The 17,865-nt window shown below is 42.0% G+C and carries 12 protein-coding genes; 10 read left to right on the forward strand and 2 right to left on the reverse strand.

Features of this window, described 5'->3' with window-relative positions; all coding sequences use genetic code 11:
• The first annotated feature begins 42 nt into the window (after window positions 1–42).
• From BCY91_RS00260 to secG, 4 genes are read left to right on the forward strand one after another with little or no spacing between them, the layout of a single operon-like run.
• A complete protein-coding gene (locus tag BCY91_RS00260) occupies window positions 43–1,278 on the forward strand; it encodes a sigma-54 interaction domain-containing protein (RefSeq protein ID WP_120180013.1) in 1,236 nt (411 codons plus the stop codon).
• 10 nt (window positions 1,279–1,288) lie between these two features.
• On the forward strand, window positions 1,289–1,798 hold the full coding sequence (locus BCY91_RS00265; RefSeq protein WP_120180014.1) for an LptE family protein: 510 nt from the start codon (window positions 1,289–1,291) through the stop codon (window positions 1,796–1,798).
• 49 nt (window positions 1,799–1,847) lie between these two features.
• The gene (locus BCY91_RS00270; RefSeq protein WP_120180015.1) at window positions 1,848–3,839 is read left to right on the forward strand and encodes a putative sodium/potassium/calcium exchanger; all 1,992 of its coding nucleotides are present in this window, start codon (window positions 1,848–1,850) and stop codon (window positions 3,837–3,839) included.
• A 12-nt stretch (window positions 3,840–3,851) separates the two neighbouring features.
• Entirely contained in the window at window positions 3,852–4,187 is a 336-nt protein-coding gene (gene secG / locus BCY91_RS00275) for a preprotein translocase subunit SecG (protein ID WP_120180016.1), read from the forward strand.
• Between the two features lie 108 nt (window positions 4,188–4,295).
• Here the strand turns inward: secG and BCY91_RS00280 are convergent, their stop codons facing one another.
• Window positions 4,296–5,303, reverse strand: coding sequence for a LacI family DNA-binding transcriptional regulator (locus BCY91_RS00280; protein WP_120180017.1), 1,008 nt, complete (start codon window positions 5,301–5,303; stop codon window positions 4,296–4,298).
• Between the two features lie 279 nt (window positions 5,304–5,582).
• On the opposite strand from BCY91_RS00280, the gene BCY91_RS00285 reads away from it, so the two are divergent.
• From BCY91_RS00285 to BCY91_RS00310, 6 genes are all read left to right on the forward strand, one after another.
• Window positions 5,583–8,768, forward strand: coding sequence for a SusC/RagA family TonB-linked outer membrane protein (locus BCY91_RS00285; RefSeq protein WP_120180018.1), 3,186 nt, complete (start codon window positions 5,583–5,585; stop codon window positions 8,766–8,768).
• Window positions 8,769–8,845: 77 nt separating this feature from the next.
• Window positions 8,846–10,612, forward strand: coding sequence for a RagB/SusD family nutrient uptake outer membrane protein (locus tag BCY91_RS00290; RefSeq protein WP_120180368.1), 1,767 nt, complete (start codon window positions 8,846–8,848; stop codon window positions 10,610–10,612).
• Between the two features lie 9 nt (window positions 10,613–10,621).
• On the forward strand, window positions 10,622–12,190 hold the full coding sequence (locus BCY91_RS00295) for a DUF4957 domain-containing protein (protein WP_120180019.1): 1,569 nt from the start codon (window positions 10,622–10,624) through the stop codon (window positions 12,188–12,190).
• Window positions 12,191–12,283: 93 nt separating this feature from the next.
• The gene (locus BCY91_RS00300; RefSeq protein WP_220699409.1) at window positions 12,284–13,795 is read left to right on the forward strand and encodes a pectate lyase; all 1,512 of its coding nucleotides are present in this window, start codon (window positions 12,284–12,286) and stop codon (window positions 13,793–13,795) included.
• 67 nt (window positions 13,796–13,862) lie between these two features.
• Entirely contained in the window at window positions 13,863–15,281 is a 1,419-nt protein-coding gene (locus tag BCY91_RS00305) for a pectate lyase family protein (protein WP_220699410.1), read from the forward strand.
• Between the two features lie 16 nt (window positions 15,282–15,297).
• A complete protein-coding gene (locus BCY91_RS00310) occupies window positions 15,298–16,038 on the forward strand; it encodes a rhamnogalacturonan acetylesterase (protein WP_120180020.1) in 741 nt (246 codons plus the stop codon).
• Window positions 16,039–16,065: 27 nt separating this feature from the next.
• Here the strand turns inward: BCY91_RS00310 and BCY91_RS00315 are convergent, their stop codons facing one another.
• Window positions 16,066–17,763, reverse strand: a complete 1,698-nt coding sequence (locus BCY91_RS00315) for a sodium:solute symporter (protein ID WP_120180021.1) — start codon at window positions 17,761–17,763, stop codon at window positions 16,066–16,068.
• Window positions 17,764–17,865 lie beyond the last annotated feature (102 nt).

Genomic DNA, 17,865 nt, shown 5'->3' on the forward strand with positions numbered 1-17,865 from the left:
TTTATTCTTTACTCCTTGTTCTTTACTCAAGGTAACATAAGAATGGACGTACAAGAAATTAAACAACGCTTTGGCATCATCGGTAATTCGCCTTTGATTAACCGGGCTATAGATATTGCCAGGCAGGTGGCGCCTACGGATATCACGGTGTTGATCACCGGCGAAAGTGGCTCGGGTAAAGAGGTTTTTTCGCATATTATCCACCAACTTAGCGCCAGAAAGCACGGTCCGTTTATAGCGGTAAACTGTGGCGCTATCCCGGAAGGCACCATAGACTCGGAGCTTTTTGGCCACGAAAAAGGGAGTTTTACCGGCGCACACGAAGCCCGCAAGGGTTACTTTGAAGTGGTAAACGGTGGAACCATATTTTTGGACGAGGTTGGCGAACTCCCCATAGGCACGCAAGCGCGTTTGTTGCGGGTGCTGGAGTCTGGCGAATACATCCGAGTGGGTTCGTCCAAGGTGCAAAAAACAGATGTGCGCGTGGTGGCCGCCACCAATGTGGATATGTTTGAGGCCGTAAAAGCAGGCAAGTTCCGCGAGGATTTGTATTACCGTTTAAACACCGTTCCGCTAAAAATTGCGCCTTTGCGCGATAGAAAAGAAGATATCCATTTAATTTTCAGGAAGTTTGTTGCGGATTTCTCCGACAAATACCGTTCGCCAAACATCACTTTAGACGATAGCGCTATCCAAGTTTTGATGAATTACAGCTGGCCCGGAAACGTGCGCCAGTTGCGTAATATTGCCGAACAGATTGCTGTTCTGGAGAAAAACCGCCATGTAAACGGACAAACATTGATGGCTTACATCCCTTCGGATCACCACTCTAACCTGCCTATGCGGGTACAGCAGGATACGCCAAAAGATGATTTCTCTGAACGCGATATTTTGTACAAGGTTCTTTTTGATATGAAAAAGGACATGGTAGAGCTTAAGAAATTGGTGGTGGACATCATCAACCACGGAGACGGTGTATCAAACTATGCGGCCAACAACCCGCACGTGATAAACGCGCTTTACGAGGATTTGGACATGCCGAAACAGCACGATTCTACCCTTACCATTCAGCACCCGACCAGCCACCAACGTGCAGATGATTACCAGCTTACGCAAGATGCCGAGGAGGTAGAAGAATCTTTGTCTTTAGTAGATAAAGAAGCAGACATGATCAAAAAAGCCTTAAAAAAACATAAAGGCCGCCGCAAAGCGGCGTCAGAAGAATTGGGTATTTCTGAACGCACTTTATATCGCAAAATTAAAGAGCTAAACCTATAAAAACCTACACATGAGAAAACTGTCCATTTTAGCTTTCGCGATGCTTGTGACGCTGAGTGCCTGCGGTATTTATTCTTTTACCGGTGGCTCTATTTCTGCGGGGATGAAAACGGTTTCCGTACTCGTTTTTGAAAACACCGCACCCTTGGTAAACCCCAATTTAAGTCAGCAATTTACAGAGGCCTTAAAAGAACGCATCCGCACCCAAACCAGCCTCAGCTTTGTACGCGTAGATGGCGACGCCAATTTTGAAGGACGAATTACAGATTATAATCTGCAGCCAGTAGCTATCCAGGCAAACCAACAAGTTACGGCAGGCTTAACGCGCTTAACCATCAGCGTAAGCGTAAAATATACCAACAAAATAGAGCCGGATAAAAGTTTTGAGCAAACCTTTACGCGTTATAAAGATTTCTCTACGCAAGGGCAACCTTTTGCATCGCAAGAAACGGCTTTGGTGAAGGATATAAACCAACAACTTACCGAGGATATTTATAACCGAGCTTTTGCCAATTGGTAGGCTTTTACTAACTTCACAGGGTTTTCACGCTCATCCAAAATCAGATTCAGTGGGTATCAATAGCTCCGAGGCAAATCCGTTTATTCAGTTACACGCACATCCGCAGGCGGTTAGTGAAGCAAATTTGGCGCAAATTAATTTGTGGCTTGCCGAGTATCCTTATTGCCAGAGTTTACGTTTTTTGTCAGCCAAAGCCTCTGCAAACCGAGCCGACGCCGAAGAACTTTTGGCCAAAGCGGCCGTTTTTGCGCCACGCCGCGAAGTACTTTTCCAGTTTATAAATAGTACAGAAAGCTTTGCCACCGATGCCGTGGTTTTAGATGAAAACCTCGAGCAAACGGCTCAGCTGGAAGAAATCATCGAACCTAAAAATGATATGGGCCAAGCTTTTGGCGCCGATTTAAATTACTACAAAGTAGATGAAACTGAAAGTGTCGAAGATTTAAATGCGCCAAACGAAATAGCTGATGCACATACAGAAGAAACTGTTTTGGCTGTGGCCGATGATGAAGCCTATACAGAAGAACCAACTTTTGAAGAAGCAGAACAACATCTTGTAGCAGAAGCACCGGACGTAAACGAAAACACATCAGAAAATGAAGCAGAAGCTAGTTTAGCTGAGGATGAGAATGTTGTTATGGCAAATGATGGCAAAGCTGAATTTTCTACAACAACTGCCGAGATTAAAGAAAACGATACTGTTGCAGAACAAGCATTAAATAGCACTGACGCCCCTCAGGTTGAAACCATAGACGAAAACATTGGCGAAGTGGAACAACACCTTAACGATGAGGAAAAGGAAACGTCGGTTGCGGTGGAAGGCGTTAGCGGTGATGACGATTTGCCAGAAACCCAAAATAGCGAGCATCAAACTGATGCGGCTGAGGAAGACTTGTTGATGAAACCGGCAACGGAAATAAGTGCTGAATTACCTGAGGAGGCTGCAACAGCGGAAGCAAGCTCAACTCCAGGAACAGTTAGCGCCGACGAAGCCAACGAGGAACAAGCCCCAGGAATTGAAACAGAGCAGCAACAAAGCGCAGACGAATACGCAGAAAATGCGCCAGAGATTGAGCAAGAGGAAGCACACACTGTTGAAAATGGAGAAATAACTGCGCTGGATAAGGTGGAGAATTTAGAACCACAGGGCACGGAGGATAGCGGTGAGCTTGAAATTACAGCCATTACACAAAATGCAGCATACGGAGCCGAATCTAATATTAGTCGGGATGTTGAAGCAGCCTCGCCTGATGTTGAAAGTATAGAGACTGGCGATACAGAAGAATATAGCGAAGAGCAGGAAACGGCGGATACTGAATCGGAAGCAGAAAACGGAACAGCGTCTGCAGAAACCGTTGAAAAAGGAACAGCGAAAGACGAATTAATTTTCGAAAGTCCGGCCGCTAGTGATTTCTTCGCTTTTGCACAAGCAGAATCGGCATCAGCGGTTGAGGAGCAGGAAAAACCGGCGGAAGAAGACGCTATACCGGCATCAGCGGAAGCGGAAAAACCGAAAGAAGACTTATCGCAATATAATGACGAGCGCATGCCTTACACGTTTTTGTGGTGGCTAAACAAAACGCGCCAAGAACACGCGAGCAATACCCAGCCTTATGCGAAGGTAAAACCTGTAGTACATACTTCAAAACCGCAAGCAGCGGAAGAAGCCAGTTTGAACCATCAGATTGCGGAGAATATTTTCCAGTTGCGCGGTGCCGAAGAATTAGGCGCAGATACGCACCATACAGCCAATGTGCCCTTCGATTTCCGTAAAAAGGAGTTTCAGATTATTGAGAAATTTATTAAAGAAGAACCGCAGATAAAACCGCCTGCCGCTAACAAAATAGATACGGAAAATAAGGCGAAAAAAAGCTCGGAAGACGCAAACGAGGTGGTATCAGAAACTTTGGCCAAAATATATGTAGAGCAGATGCTTTACCACAAAGCCTTAGATGTTTACAAAAAATTAAGTTTGAAATATCCAGAAAAAAGCGCTTACTTTGCCAGCCAAATTAAATATCTCGAACTAAAAGTCAATTAGAAAATATAGGTTATGATTACGTTTTTAATAATATTAGGCATCCTTATCAGCATTTTATTGGTGTTGATTATTTTGATTCAGAACCCGAAAGGCGGAGGTTTAAGCTCTGGCTTTTCTTCGTCAAACAACATCATCGGCGTTAAACGTACCGGAGATTTTTTGGAGAACGGTACTTGGGGTTTAGCTATCGCTATTATGGTGATTGCAATTTTGGTAAACATTAGTGGCCCTAACAGCGGCACCGGCACCAAAGACTCCAAAATCCAGGAGCAAATAGACAAAACTGCGGCTCCGTCTGCTTTGCCGGCTATGCCACAACCTAGCAGCACAGATACTACTAAAAAGTAAATAAAGATATTCCCAGTATAAAAAAAGCTTCACATTGAGTGAGGCTTTTTTTATGCCTTTTTTATAACGTAAACTTCAAAAATTTTATAAACAACCCGTTTTTAGGGCTTAGGTGCCAATGGGTTTAAACTCGGTGTTTAAAATGCGGGTTTCATATTCATCTACCGGATATTTGGCTTCAATTAAGCTAATGAGCATCTCGGTAGCAATACGCCCCATCTCAAAAGCAGGTTGGCGCACGCAAGAAATCGAAGGCTCAAAAAGCTCTACTACGTCAGAATTGCTAAAGCCCGAAACCAAGATGTTTTCGGCGCCGTACTTCTTCAAAGCGGATAGACAGCCCATGCTCAACCTATCGCTGGCTACAAAAAAGGCGTCTGGTTTTTCTGGCATGGCCAACAAAGTGGCTACAGCCTGCTCTACCTCATCCTGCTCGCGCCCGCCGTGCTCGCAATACGTAATCAAATCGGGGTTAACCGGTATTCCGTATTTTTTTAGTGCGTCTTCGTAACCAATTTTGCGTTGCGCGGTAATAGACAATTGTTCTGCATTGGCTACATGTGCAATACGTTTACAACCGCGTTTAATGAGGTACTCTGTAGCTTCAAAAGCACCCTGGCGGTTATCGCTGGTCACTTTGTGCGTCTCCATGCTTTCCAAAATACGATCAAAAAACACAATAGGCAAGCCCTGCGCATTTAAGCGCTCGATGTGCTCATAATTTTTAGTCTCGGCAGCTAAAGAGATAATAATTCCGTCGACCGAGCGGTTTGCCAAGTGTTCAATATTAGTGACCTCGCGCTCGTACCTGTCATGGCTCTGCGAAATAATCACATGATAGCCCCTTTTGTAGGCTACAGATTCTATCCCGTCAATGGCCTGCGAGAAAAAAACGTTGGCTACCTCGCACACCACAATACCTATCGAATAGCTGCGTCGTTCTTTTAAGCTTAATGCAATGGGGTTACGTTTAAAGTTGATTTTCTCGGCATAGTTTAGCACCAGTTGTTTGGTTTCTTCGCTTATTTCGTAGCCACCCCGCAGGGCTCTGGAAACGGTAGATGTAGAAAGGTTAAGCGCTTTTGCAATATCTTTTATAGTAACTGGCTTGAACATAAATTTTAAAAATCAGGCTTATGACGTGCTTCTAAATTAGTGATTTTCTAATACAATATTGCAGCATTCTTGCGGAACTTGCAACACTACATCGTTACCGGCAACGATTGCACAGTTATTTAGGGCTTAATCTTTTCATTTGGTGTTGAAACTTGTTATTATTGCCATTGAACCAATAAAAAAACCGTAAATAAGTCTGCGAAATTTATCTTTTAACTATACCTAGCTAAAGGCTGTACCGCTTGTTAACGGTCGTTTTTTCATCAAAAATTAAAAATTATGGCAAAAAAGTTTCTACTCTTACTGGCATTCGTAAACTTTAGTTTTGCGATTGCTTTTGCCCAAGAGAGAGTAATTACAGGTAAGGTTACCGATGCGAAAGAAACCCTAATTGGGGTTTCTATCTCTATTTTGGGAACCGACAAGGGCACACAAACCGATGTTAACGGAATGTACAGCATTAAAGCTAAAACCGGGCAAACATTGGTTTTTTCTTATTTGGGTTACAAAACCAAACAGGTAAAGCTAGGCGACCAAAAAACGCTTAACGTAAATTTAGAGAGCGATGCGCTGATGCTAAACGAAGTGGTTGCTATCGGCTACGGTACAGTTAAAAAGAAAGACTTAACCGGTGCGGTAGCATCTGTAAGTGCCGATGTAATTGCTGCACAGCCGGTTTCTTCGGCTTTACAAGCGATACAGGGAAGAGTATCGGGCGTTCAAATCTCATCTACAGAAGGTTCACCAGATGCTGAAATGACAGTAAGGGTACGTGGAGGAGGATCAATTACTGGTGACAATACCCCTTTGTATATTGTGGATGGATTTCCAGTGAATTCTATTTCAGATATTGCACCTCAAGATATCGAATCTATTGATATATTAAAAGACGCTTCTTCAACTGCGATTTATGGCTCTAGAGGAGCAAACGGGGTAGTGTTGGTAACAACCAAGTCTGGAAAAGAAGGGAAAACAGCTATAAGCATTAACGCATTCGGAGGTATAAGAAATATAACAAAAACCCTTGACGTGTTGACGCCAAAAGATTACGTCACTTGGCAATACGAAAGAGCTTTGTTATCCAATGATTTAGATAAATACACCGCCTATTTTGGAAACTATCAAGACATCGATTTATACGATAAAGTGGTAGCAAATGACTGGCAAAATATCATCTTTGGGCGTACCGGGAATACCTATAATCAGAATATTAGTATTAGTGGAGGTGGAGAAAAAACCAAATACAATTTAAGTCACAGTCTAGTAAAGGACAAAGCGATTATGCTAGGATCCGGGTATCAAAGACAGAACTTAAATTTTAAATTGAACCATAAGTTGTATGATAAACTTACGTTAGATTTTGGAATCCGATATGCTGATACAAAAACTGACGGTGCAGGCGCAAATGAGCAGAATGAGAACGTGAAAGACACCCGTTTAAAAAATGCAGTTATTTATCCGCCGTTCCCTGTTTCTAATCTTATCGATAATGAAATTACAGATGATAAGTTTAATTTATACAATCCTTTAGTTTCCGTTTATGACAACGACAAGTTCGCACATCGTAAAACCTATAACTTTAACGGAGCCTTAAATTACGAAATCGTCAAAAACCTAAAACTTCGTTCTGCTGTGGGTTATGATGGGTATAGAGACGATCAAGACCGTTTTTACGGCACTACCACATATTATGCAAAAAACAACGTCGAGAGTTTTTCTGGTACCCCAGCTGTAACTTTTTCCAACACGCAAAGAAACGCTATCAGAAACACTAACACATTGACGTACGATTTTAAAAAGTTAATTAACAAAAATCACAACCTTAACCTACTAGTTGGGCAAGAGTATTTCAAGACACAAGAAAGCACAGACGTTACTCAAATAAACGGTTTTTTGCCTACATTTAGTTTCGCAGATACGCGCTATCTTTCTGGGCAAGGAAAGGCGAGCAAGGGCGCAAAAAGCTTTAGTCCAGATGACATCTTACTCTCCTTTTTTAGCCGAGCGAACTATGATTTTAAAGGCAGGTATCTATTAAGTGCTACATTCAGAGCAGACGGATCGTCAAAATTTATGGAAAGCAATCGCTGGGGATATTTCCCATCGGTTTCAGGTGCGTGGAGAGTGTCTGGCGAAGATTTCATGACGTGGTCAAAAGATTGGCTTGATGATTTGAAATTGAGGGCGAGTTATGGTACTGCGGGTAATAACAATATCCCGTCGGGACAAACTGTGCCTTTATTGGAACCTAATGGACCCACGACAGCGGTATACACCAACGGATATACTAACTTTTTAGCCCCATCAAAAATTATGGCCAATCCGGATTTAAAATGGGAGACTACAGTTACTCAGAACTTAGGCCTAGATTTTTCATTGTTAAACTCAAAAATTACGGGTACTGCCGAAGTTTATCTGAATAAAACTAAAGATTTATTGATTTTATTTCCAGTTGGCGGAACCGGATATGATTATCAGTACCGTAACTTGGGAGAAACACAAAATAAAGGCCTAGAGCTGTCGTTAAATTGGTCCGCCATTCGAAAAGACAATTTTGATTTAAACGTAAACGCTAACATTAGCTTCAACAGAAATAGGGTTAATTCAATTGGAGGCTTAGACAATATTGTAGGTAACTCTGATTGGGCATCCACTGAAATCCAAGATGATTATAAAGTGGAAGTGGGGCAATCTGTAGGCCGAATTTATGGATATGTCAGTGACGGACGGTACGAAGTCTCAGATTTTGAGCCATACAATGGGACAAGCTGGGTTCTAAAATCGGGTGTTGCCGACGTTACGCCTGTTGTAGGCAGCCCACGTCCAGGTTCTATGAAACTAAAAAATATTTACGATGAGAAAGATGGTAAAACATTGGTAAACGCCTCTGACCGTACGATAATTGGAGACGCAAATCCCTTACACACTGGTGGTTTTTCAATAAGTTCACGTATATATAATTTTGATATTGCAGCGTATTTTAATTGGAGTTATGGGAATGACGTTTATAACGCCAATAAAATTGAATATACTTCCACTAGCCAATACAACTCAAGAAATATGATTGATATTATGGCAAGTGGAAATCGTTGGACTAATTTAAAAGCCGACGGTACCATTAGCAACGATGCTGCAGAACTTGAAGCAATGAACGCTAACACAACAATGTGGTCGCCTTACATGAGTCGTTACATAATTAGTGACTGGGCGGTAGAAGACGGTTCGTTTTTACGCCTTGGGACAATCACTTTAGGATATACCTTGCCAAAAACTATTTCATCAAAACTAAAAATGAAATCGGCGAGGATATATGCTTCTGGTTACAACCTCTTGTTATTTACTAATTATTCTGGTTTTGATCCTGAGGTATCAACACGTCGGAAAAATCCATTAACACCAGGAGTGGATTATTCAGCATATCCGAAAAGCAAAATGTATGTAATTGGATTAGATATTAATTTTTAACGAATTAGATTCGGGGATAGGCAATATTTTGCAAGTTTTAAATATTGAAGATTCTCATTCAACAAATTAACAAAGAAATGAAAAAGGTAATATATATTATAACCGTGGCTACCGGACTTACATTCTTAGGAGCTTGTAAAAATACCTTTGATGCTCCAAATAAATCCGCACTGGACGCTTCTGTGGTGTTTTCTACGCCTGGACTAGCTCAATCGGCAATAGCAGGGATTTTACAATCATTTGGCGAACAAAACTCTTACCGTGGACGATATCTGGTTTACTATGGTTTAAACACAGACGTTGAAGTAGCAAGTAGCCTTAAAGACGTAACGACCGTAAAAAGCACCCTTACAAATTATAACACTTCATCTAATAATACAGAGATGAGTGAGTATAAAAATGCTTGGGCCAAATTTTATGAAGGCATTGAAAGAGCAAACATTGCTATAGCAGGTTTAAGAAAATACGGTAACGTTGAGAGCAATCCAGACATGGCTCAAATTCTTGGCGAAGTGCTTACTTTGAGAGCCGTGCTTTACAATGATCTTATAAAAGGCTGGGGAAACGTTCCGGCGCGTTTTGAACCTATTACATCAGAAACGGCATATATTCCTAGAAGTGATAAAGATGTAATTTTTAAACAACTACTTGCTGACTTAGATGAAGCAGCTTCGTTACTGCCCTGGCCAAATGAAACTGCAGTAACAAGCTCTGTAGAGCATGTAAATAAAGCGTTCGCTAAAGGTCTTCGTGCTAGATTAGCATTGTATGCTGGAGGATATTCTAAGCATTTGGATGGAGAAACTCGCTTGAGTAATGACCCCGATTTATCTAGGGAAAAAATGTATACGATAGCAAGAGATGAATGTATAGACATCATAAATTCTAAAAAACTCAACCTTTTATCGTTTGAACAGGTTTTCAGAACATTGTGTGAAGAAACAAATAAAGCTGGGTTAGAATCGATGTGGGAGATCCCGTTTGCTGATGGACGTGGCAGGGTTTTATACAATTTGGGCGTAGAGCATAAAACAAAAGACAAATACACGCAACAAGCACAGGGAGGAGACAACGGGCCCAATCCTGCCATTTTTTATGACTTTGATAAAGATGATGTAAGGAGAGACGTTTCTGTTGTGCCATATTTATGGGACGGAGGAATTCAAGTGCCAAGCAGTTTAAACAAATTATACTTCGGAAAATATCGCTACGAATGGATGAAACGCATTGTTACGGCAGATAATGATGACGGTCTAAACTGGATGTATATGCGTTATGCTGATGTTTATCTAATGGCAGCCGAAGCTATAAATGAACTACAGAGTCCAAGCGAGGCAGCGCCGTATCTACAGAAAATTTTGGAGAGAGCATTTCCAACGCGTGCAGATAAAGTGACGGCTTATATGGCTGAAGCAACAAAATCAAAGGGGGACTTTTTTAACGCAATCGTTGACCAAAGAGCTTTTGAATTTTGTGGAGAAATGTTAAGAAAAGCTGATTTAATACGTTGGAATAAGCTAGGCGAGAAACTGAGAGAGTCTAAAGTTAAATTGCAACAATTAAATAATAGAGAGGGTAAGTATGCTTCATTGCCCAAAAAAATATACTATAAAAATAATGGAGAAGACATCGTGATATATGGCCTGAACTATGGTGACACAGACGCGATAGGTCAAGGTTTATCTGGATACTCCGCGAAAGATTGGAAATTAAGTCCAGAAACCGACGCAGTAAAATACTGGGATGGCTTATTTGTGAAAGACCCTGATAGTCAGCCTGTCTGGCCAATATGGGATTATTTCATTCTTAACTCCAACGGAACACTTAATAATGACAATTTTTAAAATAGAGCCATGACAACTAAGAATATTTTTATAGCGAGCGTCTTTATGCTTACCGCAATAGGATTTTCATCTTGTAAAGATGAACTCGCAGAGATCAAAACACTGAATGTTGATAGGGCTTTTTCTCCGACGGACTTAAAGACGGCTATCATTAATAAGACCAGTGTCAGGTTAACTTGGGATAAAGTAAGAAACGCAGAAACCTACACGGTTGAGTTTTTTGCAAATGGAGATATGGACTTTTCCGGCTCTCCTTTTAAAGTAGTTGAAGGTGTAAAGTTTGGCGACCTCCCTCTAACCGTAAGAGGTTTTGCCGGTGCCACTTCGTACTCTGTACGTGTAAAAGCTATCGGAGAAGGTATTGAGGATTCTAAATACGTTAGTGCAACGTTTTCAACAGATCCCGAACAAATATTTCTCCCGGTAAATCAATCAAAAATTGAGACAAAATCTGCGGTACTTAACTGGACACCCGGAGAAAACGCAACGAAAATTGTGTTAGCGCCTGGTGATATCGAACACTTGGTCACCGCAGATGAAATTGCTGCCGGTGAAGCAACGGTGACTGGGCTTAGCGGAGAAACGTTTTATACCGCTAAACTTATGGAAGGGGATAATATCCGAGGAACAACCACATTCACCACCTTATTAGATCTTTCCACAGCAATCCAAGTATCTCCTTCAGACAATTTAGTGAGCTTAATTGCAGGAGCAAGCGGAGGTGAAACATTTGCGCTATTGCCCGGAACGTATAACATAAACGCAGATGTAGCTATCACAAAATCTATCTCTATTAAAGGTTACAAACCTTCCGATAAACCAATTATCAATGGTATGGTTTTCAGGCTAAAATCAACCGTGGGCTTAAAGCTACAGGATTTAATCCTGGATGGAACGGGCAATACATCAAACAACCAAACTGTTGTTTATGATGAGGACGATTTAGTTAACGTTTATGCTCCTTTTATAATGCAAGATTGTGAGGTTAAAAACTACGTAAAAGGTCTTTATTATGTAAATAAGAAGGCACTTATCGAATCCACCACATTTAAAGGAAATATTATACATGATATCGTTTGTGACGGCGGCGATTTCATTGACTACAGAGCGGGTCTTTCAAAAACTTTTCTTTTTGAAAATAACACAGTATACAACTCTGCGAATACTGCAAGGGACTTTTTCCGGATGGATTCAGGAGGTGCAACAAACTTTCCAGCCGCAACAAGCAATATAACTATCACCGCAAATACTTTATTTAATGTATCCAACTCTAACTCCAAACGGATTCTTTATATAAGGTTAGGAAAGTCTGCGCCAATAACATTCACCAAAAATATTTTGGCAAATACGGATGCTTATTACACCAATCAGTCTTCTACAGAAATTAATGCTTTTGAAAATAACAACTATTTCAACGCGCCTAATTTTACAGCTAGTGACGTTAAAGATGCGAAAAATGACGCGAGCACCAGCAAAACCGCCTTGGATCCAGGTTTTTTGAGCCCTACAACAGGTGTGTTTACAATTAGCAATTTAACTTTAATCAACAATGGTATCGGTGCAGCCAGATGGAGATAATCAATAAATAAATGCTAATTAAAATCCTTGATGGTGCATCACACTTATCAAGGATTTTTTATTTCAATCACTACATTTATTAATTAGATAAAGATGAAGAGAAGAATAATTGTATCACTTTGCGTGGGTTTGGCTATCGCGGGCATTTCCTGCAAAAAAACCAAACACGATTCCGCAGAGAACCCCACGCCAACCCCGCCCAAAGAAGAACCCACCAAGCCCGTACAAATCATTGAAACCGCTTATGCTTTTGCCGGAGCCGAAGGTGCAGGTAAAAACACCACCGGTGGCCGTGGTGGCAAAGTAATTAAAGTAACTAACCTTAACGACGCCGGTGAAGGAAGCCTGCGCGCTGCAGTAGAAGCATCGGGAGCTAGAATTGTGGTTTTTGAGGTTTCGGGGAATATTAAACTGAAGAAAGCACTTGAAATTAAGAACGGCAATATTACTATTGCAGGGCAAACCGCGCCTGGCGACGGCATTTGTTTACAAGACTATGAAACCAAAATAGCTGCAAATAATGTGATTATCCGGTTTTTGCGTTTCCGCTTGGGCGATACTAACGTGAAAACGATTGAAAGTGACGCAATTTGGGGACGAGAATTAGAAAATATCGTTTTGGATCACTGCTCTATGAGTTGGTCTATTGACGAAACCGCCTCCTTTTATCATAATAAAAACTTTACCATGCAGTGGTGCTTTATTACCGAAAGCATGACAAACTCTGGCCACGTAAAAGGCGCCCACGGATACGGCGGTATTTGGGGCGGTAGTCCTGCTACATTCCACCATAACCTACTGGCGCATCACACTAGCCGAAACCCGCGTTTTGACGGTGGCTTGCGTTATAGCAAAGGTAGCGGAACAGGTATTGGCAAATACGGGCCAGATAAAATTGATTATCGCAACAACGTAATTTATAACTGGACAGGCAACAGCGCTTACGGAGCAGAAAACGGCGAGTACAACATGGTTAACAATTATTACAAGCCGGGGCCATCTACACCTAGTAGCAAAGCAAAAAGAATTATCCAGGTTACTAAAGATAATGTGACTGGGGCACCAAATCCAAGCGCCTATGGCGTCGGTTATGGCACTTTTTATATCAGCGGCAACTACGTTTTTGGTGATGCTGGAATAACCGCAAACAACTGGGCTGGCGGGGTCGATTATGACTCGGGCCTTAGCGAGACTATGGTCAGAAAAAATGTACCATTCGCAGCGACAGATATTCCTGTGCATACAGCAGAACAGGCTTTTAATGCCGTAGTGCTATATGGAGGTGCAAGTTTTAAGCGTGACGCTATAGATACACGCATCGCAAATGAGGTAAAAGATGGAACAGCAACCTATACAGGATCAATAAGTAATTTGAAAGGGATTATAGATACCCAGAAAGACGTTGGCGGCTGGCCTACGCTTGCCCAAACTGCCGCTCCTTTAGATACCGATGGCGACGGTATGCCGGATGACTGGGAAATCGCCAATAAGCTTGACCCTAAAAAGGCAAATGCCAACGGCAAAGATTTAAGTTCAGGCTACGATAACATCGAGGTTTACCTCAACAGTTTGGTAAAATCTATTACCGAAAATCAATACAAATAGAATTCCCGCAACTTCCGAAGCTCAAAAACTTCGGAAGTTTTTTGTTTTATAAAACAGATACACCATCATGAAGCTTCAAAAAACTTTTGCCTGCATTTTGTTGGCCTCGGCATTTTTATCTTGTGCCTCGCAAAAGAAAAACGTTATTCCTGTCGACACTAAACCCATAGCCTTCCCCAGCGCAGAAGGTTTTGGAAAGTACACCACCGGCGGGCGCGGCGGCAAAGTTTATATCGTAAGCAACTTAAATGATGACGGCGAAGGAAGCTTACGAAAAGCTGTGGTAAGTAACGATCCGCGGATAGTGGTTTTTGCAGTTTCGGGCACTATCCATTTACAATCCAAGCTAAACATAAAAGGAAACATTACCATTGCGGGGCAAACTGCGCCGGGCGACGGAATTTGTTTGGCAGATTATCCGGTTTCCCTTGCGGGCGATAATATTATTATCCGCTATCTAAGATTTAGGATGGGCGACCGGTACCAAAACAAAGGACAAATAGATGGCGGCGGTGCAGATGATGCTTTTGGCGGCAGCGGGCGTAAAAACATTATGATAGACCATTGTAGCATGAGCTGGAGCACCGACGAGGTTTGTAGCATTTACAAAGGCGACAGTACCACTTTACAATGGAACATCATGAGCGAGCCTTTGAATTACAGTTACCACTTTGAAGCCGGCGACAAAGATTTTGAAAACCACGGCTATGGTGGCATTTGGGGCGGAAAGCATTTAACAGCACACCATAATTTATTTGCGCATAGCAACAGCAGAAACCCGCGTTTTAACGGCGCACGCTTGGGCGCTTCAACAGATTTTGTGGACTTTCGCAATAACGTAATTTACAATTGGGGGCACAATAGCAGCTACGGCGGCGAGGGAGGCACCTATAACATGGTGGCTAATTATTACCGCTCTGGGCCGGCCACCAATAAATCAGTAAAAACTCGGATTGTAAATCCGTCGTACCTAAAAGGAACCGGAATGGGCAAATTTTATGTGGCGCAAAACGAAGTAGCCGATTTTCCAGAAGTTTCTGCAAACAATGTTTTGGGTGTACATTTAGATAAAGGTTTTACCGATGATGATAAAGCCAGCGTTTTACAATCACAACCTTTTGGTGCCATCGCCATTCCGCAAGAAAGTGCTTTAAAAGCTTATGAAAACGTTTTAAAAAATGCTGGCGCCGTTTTACCTAAACGCGACACCTTGGACCAGCGCATTATAAAACAAGTGAAAGAGCGTACAGGTAAAATTATTGATGTGCAAGGCGGTTATCCGCACGGCACGTCTTACGAAATTTCTAAAAAAGCCTGGCCTGTTTTAAAATCGTTACCTGCACCTTTAGATAATGATAAAGATGGGATGCCAGATGATTGGGAGCGCAAAATGAAACTTGATCCAACCAAAAACGACTCGCACCTGTTTTCTTTAGATCAAAATTATACTAATATTGAAGTTTACATCAACAGCTTAGTGCCTTAATTCTATGATACCAACCATGAAAAAGTTTTTTATCCCACTTGTTGTTTTAGCTTTTCTAGCTTTAAGTTTTACCAATAAACCCAAAATTACGGTTTACCTTATCGGCGATTCAACGCTTTCTATAAAAGCAGTAAACACCTATCCAGAAACCGGCTGGGGAATGCCTTTTGCCTGGTTTTTTAAAAGCGATGTTAAAGTTGACGACCGCGCCATGAACGGCCGAAGCACCGGTAGCTTTTTAAAAGAAAACCGCTGGCAACCTATTGTAGATTCATTAAAAGCCGGAGATTATGTGCTGATACAATTTGGCCATAATGATGAAGTGCCGACGAAAAAGACTTATACTACGCCAGAGCAATACGTAACTAATTTGACAAAGTACGTTAAAGAAACCCGCGAGAAGGGCGCTATGCCCGTTTTAATTACACCTGTAGCCCGTCGCGCTTTTGTAGATGGCAAACCTACCGATACGCACAAAGAATATGCACAGTTGGTTAGGGATTTAGCTAAGAAATTGGATGTTCCCATGATAGATTTAACTGCAAAAAGTATGGCCTTGCTTGCAGAAATGGGCGAAGACAAATCGGCTTTGTTGTACAACCACCTAAAGCCGGGCCAAAACCCAAATTATCCTAAAGGCAAAGAAGACAACACGCATTTTAATGAGCTGGGTGCACGTAAAATGGCCGAATTAGTATTGCAAGGCATCCGCGAGCTGCAGTTGCCATTGGCAAACTATACGGTAGACCATCAATAAATTTAAGGGCTATTGCCGAGGTGGCATTTAATTCACCGGTTTTGGTAATTGAGGCTTTTGCAACATTTGCAGCAACATTCCAAACACAATGACCAAAACACAACCAAACAAGTTGAGCCACAGGTAAGCCATCCAATCGTATTTGAAGGCTATAAAAACAAAAACCTCACTTAAAATAGCGCCATAAAAAACGGCTTTGCCTCCTACCCGTTTAAAATAGAAGGCCACCAAGAAAATACCCAGAATAGTGCCGTAAAACAAGGAGCCTAGAATGTTAACGGCCTCTAACAAATTGCCCAGTTTGCTGGCATAAAGTGCCATTGCAATGCTGATAATTCCCCAAAAAAAGGTGCTCAGTTTGCTGATGTTTAAATAACGCAAATCTGTAGCGCTTTTGTGGATAAGTCTTTTGTAAATATCTACCGAGGTGGTAGAAGCCAATGAATTTAACGCGCTGGCGGTAGAGCCCATAGAGGCCAAACAAACAATAGCGATAAGCAAGCCCACCAAGCCTTTTGGCAAATGCTGCGTTACAAAAGTGAGGAAAACGTAGTTGGTATCGTCTAAATCTGCGTGCGGATTATTCTGCTTCATCACGGTTAAGGCACTGTTTCTGGCATCGCTTAATGCAGCATTGGCAGATTTTACCGCTTCGGTAGCCTGCGGAATATTTCGCCCTTTAGCTAAAGCTTCTTCCAAGGCTAAAACTTTTTCTTTTTTATCGGCGAAAGCTTGGTCAAAAGCTTTTTGGTGTTTCTGAAAGTCAGCGTTATAGCTGGAGTTTTCAACCCGGTTTAGCTCGTAATTGTTGAAGAAAATTGGCGGTTTTTGAAATTGGTAAAAGGCAAACACTAAAATCCCGATCAGCAGAATCAAAAACTGCATCGGAATTTTAAGCATGGCGTTCATCAATAAGCCCATGCGGCTTTGCGCCACGGTACTGCCGGTAAGGTAACGGCCCACTTGCGATTGGTCTGTGCCAAAGTACGAGAGTTGCAGAAATAAGCCCCCCAAAATGCCCGTCCAAACGGTGTAACGGTTGTTAAGGTCAAAGGTCCAGTCAATCACGTTCATGCGGTCCATTTTACCGGCAATTTTTAAGGCCTTTACAAAACCAACATCCGCGGGCATCAGTTTCACCACCATAAACCCGGCTAAAAACATCCCACAAAAAATGATGCTCATTTGCAACATCTGCGTGTAAGAGACGGCTTTTGTACCTCCGTAAACAGTATAAATAACCACCACACTACCAATAAAAAGTGTGGTATAAGTGGTATCGATGTTTAAGATGGTTGATAAAATGATAGACGGTGCATAAATGGTAATGCCGGTAGATAAACCTCGCTGTATCAAAAACAGGAAGGCCGTAAAAGCGCGTGTTTTTAAATCGAACCTTTGCTCTAAAAACTCATAAGCGGTATAAACCTTTAATTTGTGGTAAATGGGGATAAAGGTGATGCACAAAATGATCATCGCCAGCGGCAAGCCAAAATAAAACTGCACAAAACGCATCCCATCGGCGTAAGCCAAACCGGGCGCAGAAAGGAAAGTGATAGCGCTGGCTTGCGTAGCCATTACAGAAAGGCCTACGTGGTACCAAGGCAAAGAGCGGTCGCCCAAAAGATAACCGTCAATGTTTTTGGCGCCCCGGCTTTTGTAAATGCCATAAACCACAATTAACAAAATGGTGGCAGATAGCACCGCCCAATCAGCCCAGCTCATGAGAAATACCAGGTGATAAGGTTAAACACTAAAACTAAAAAAACCAGCCAACACAATACCATTGCGTAAAACTGGTTCCAAGTTTTAATAAACGGAGGAAGC

The sequence above is a fragment of the Pelobium manganitolerans genome (genome assembly GCF_003609575.1).
Classification (GTDB): domain Bacteria; phylum Bacteroidota; class Bacteroidia; order Sphingobacteriales; family Sphingobacteriaceae; genus Pseudopedobacter; species Pseudopedobacter manganitolerans.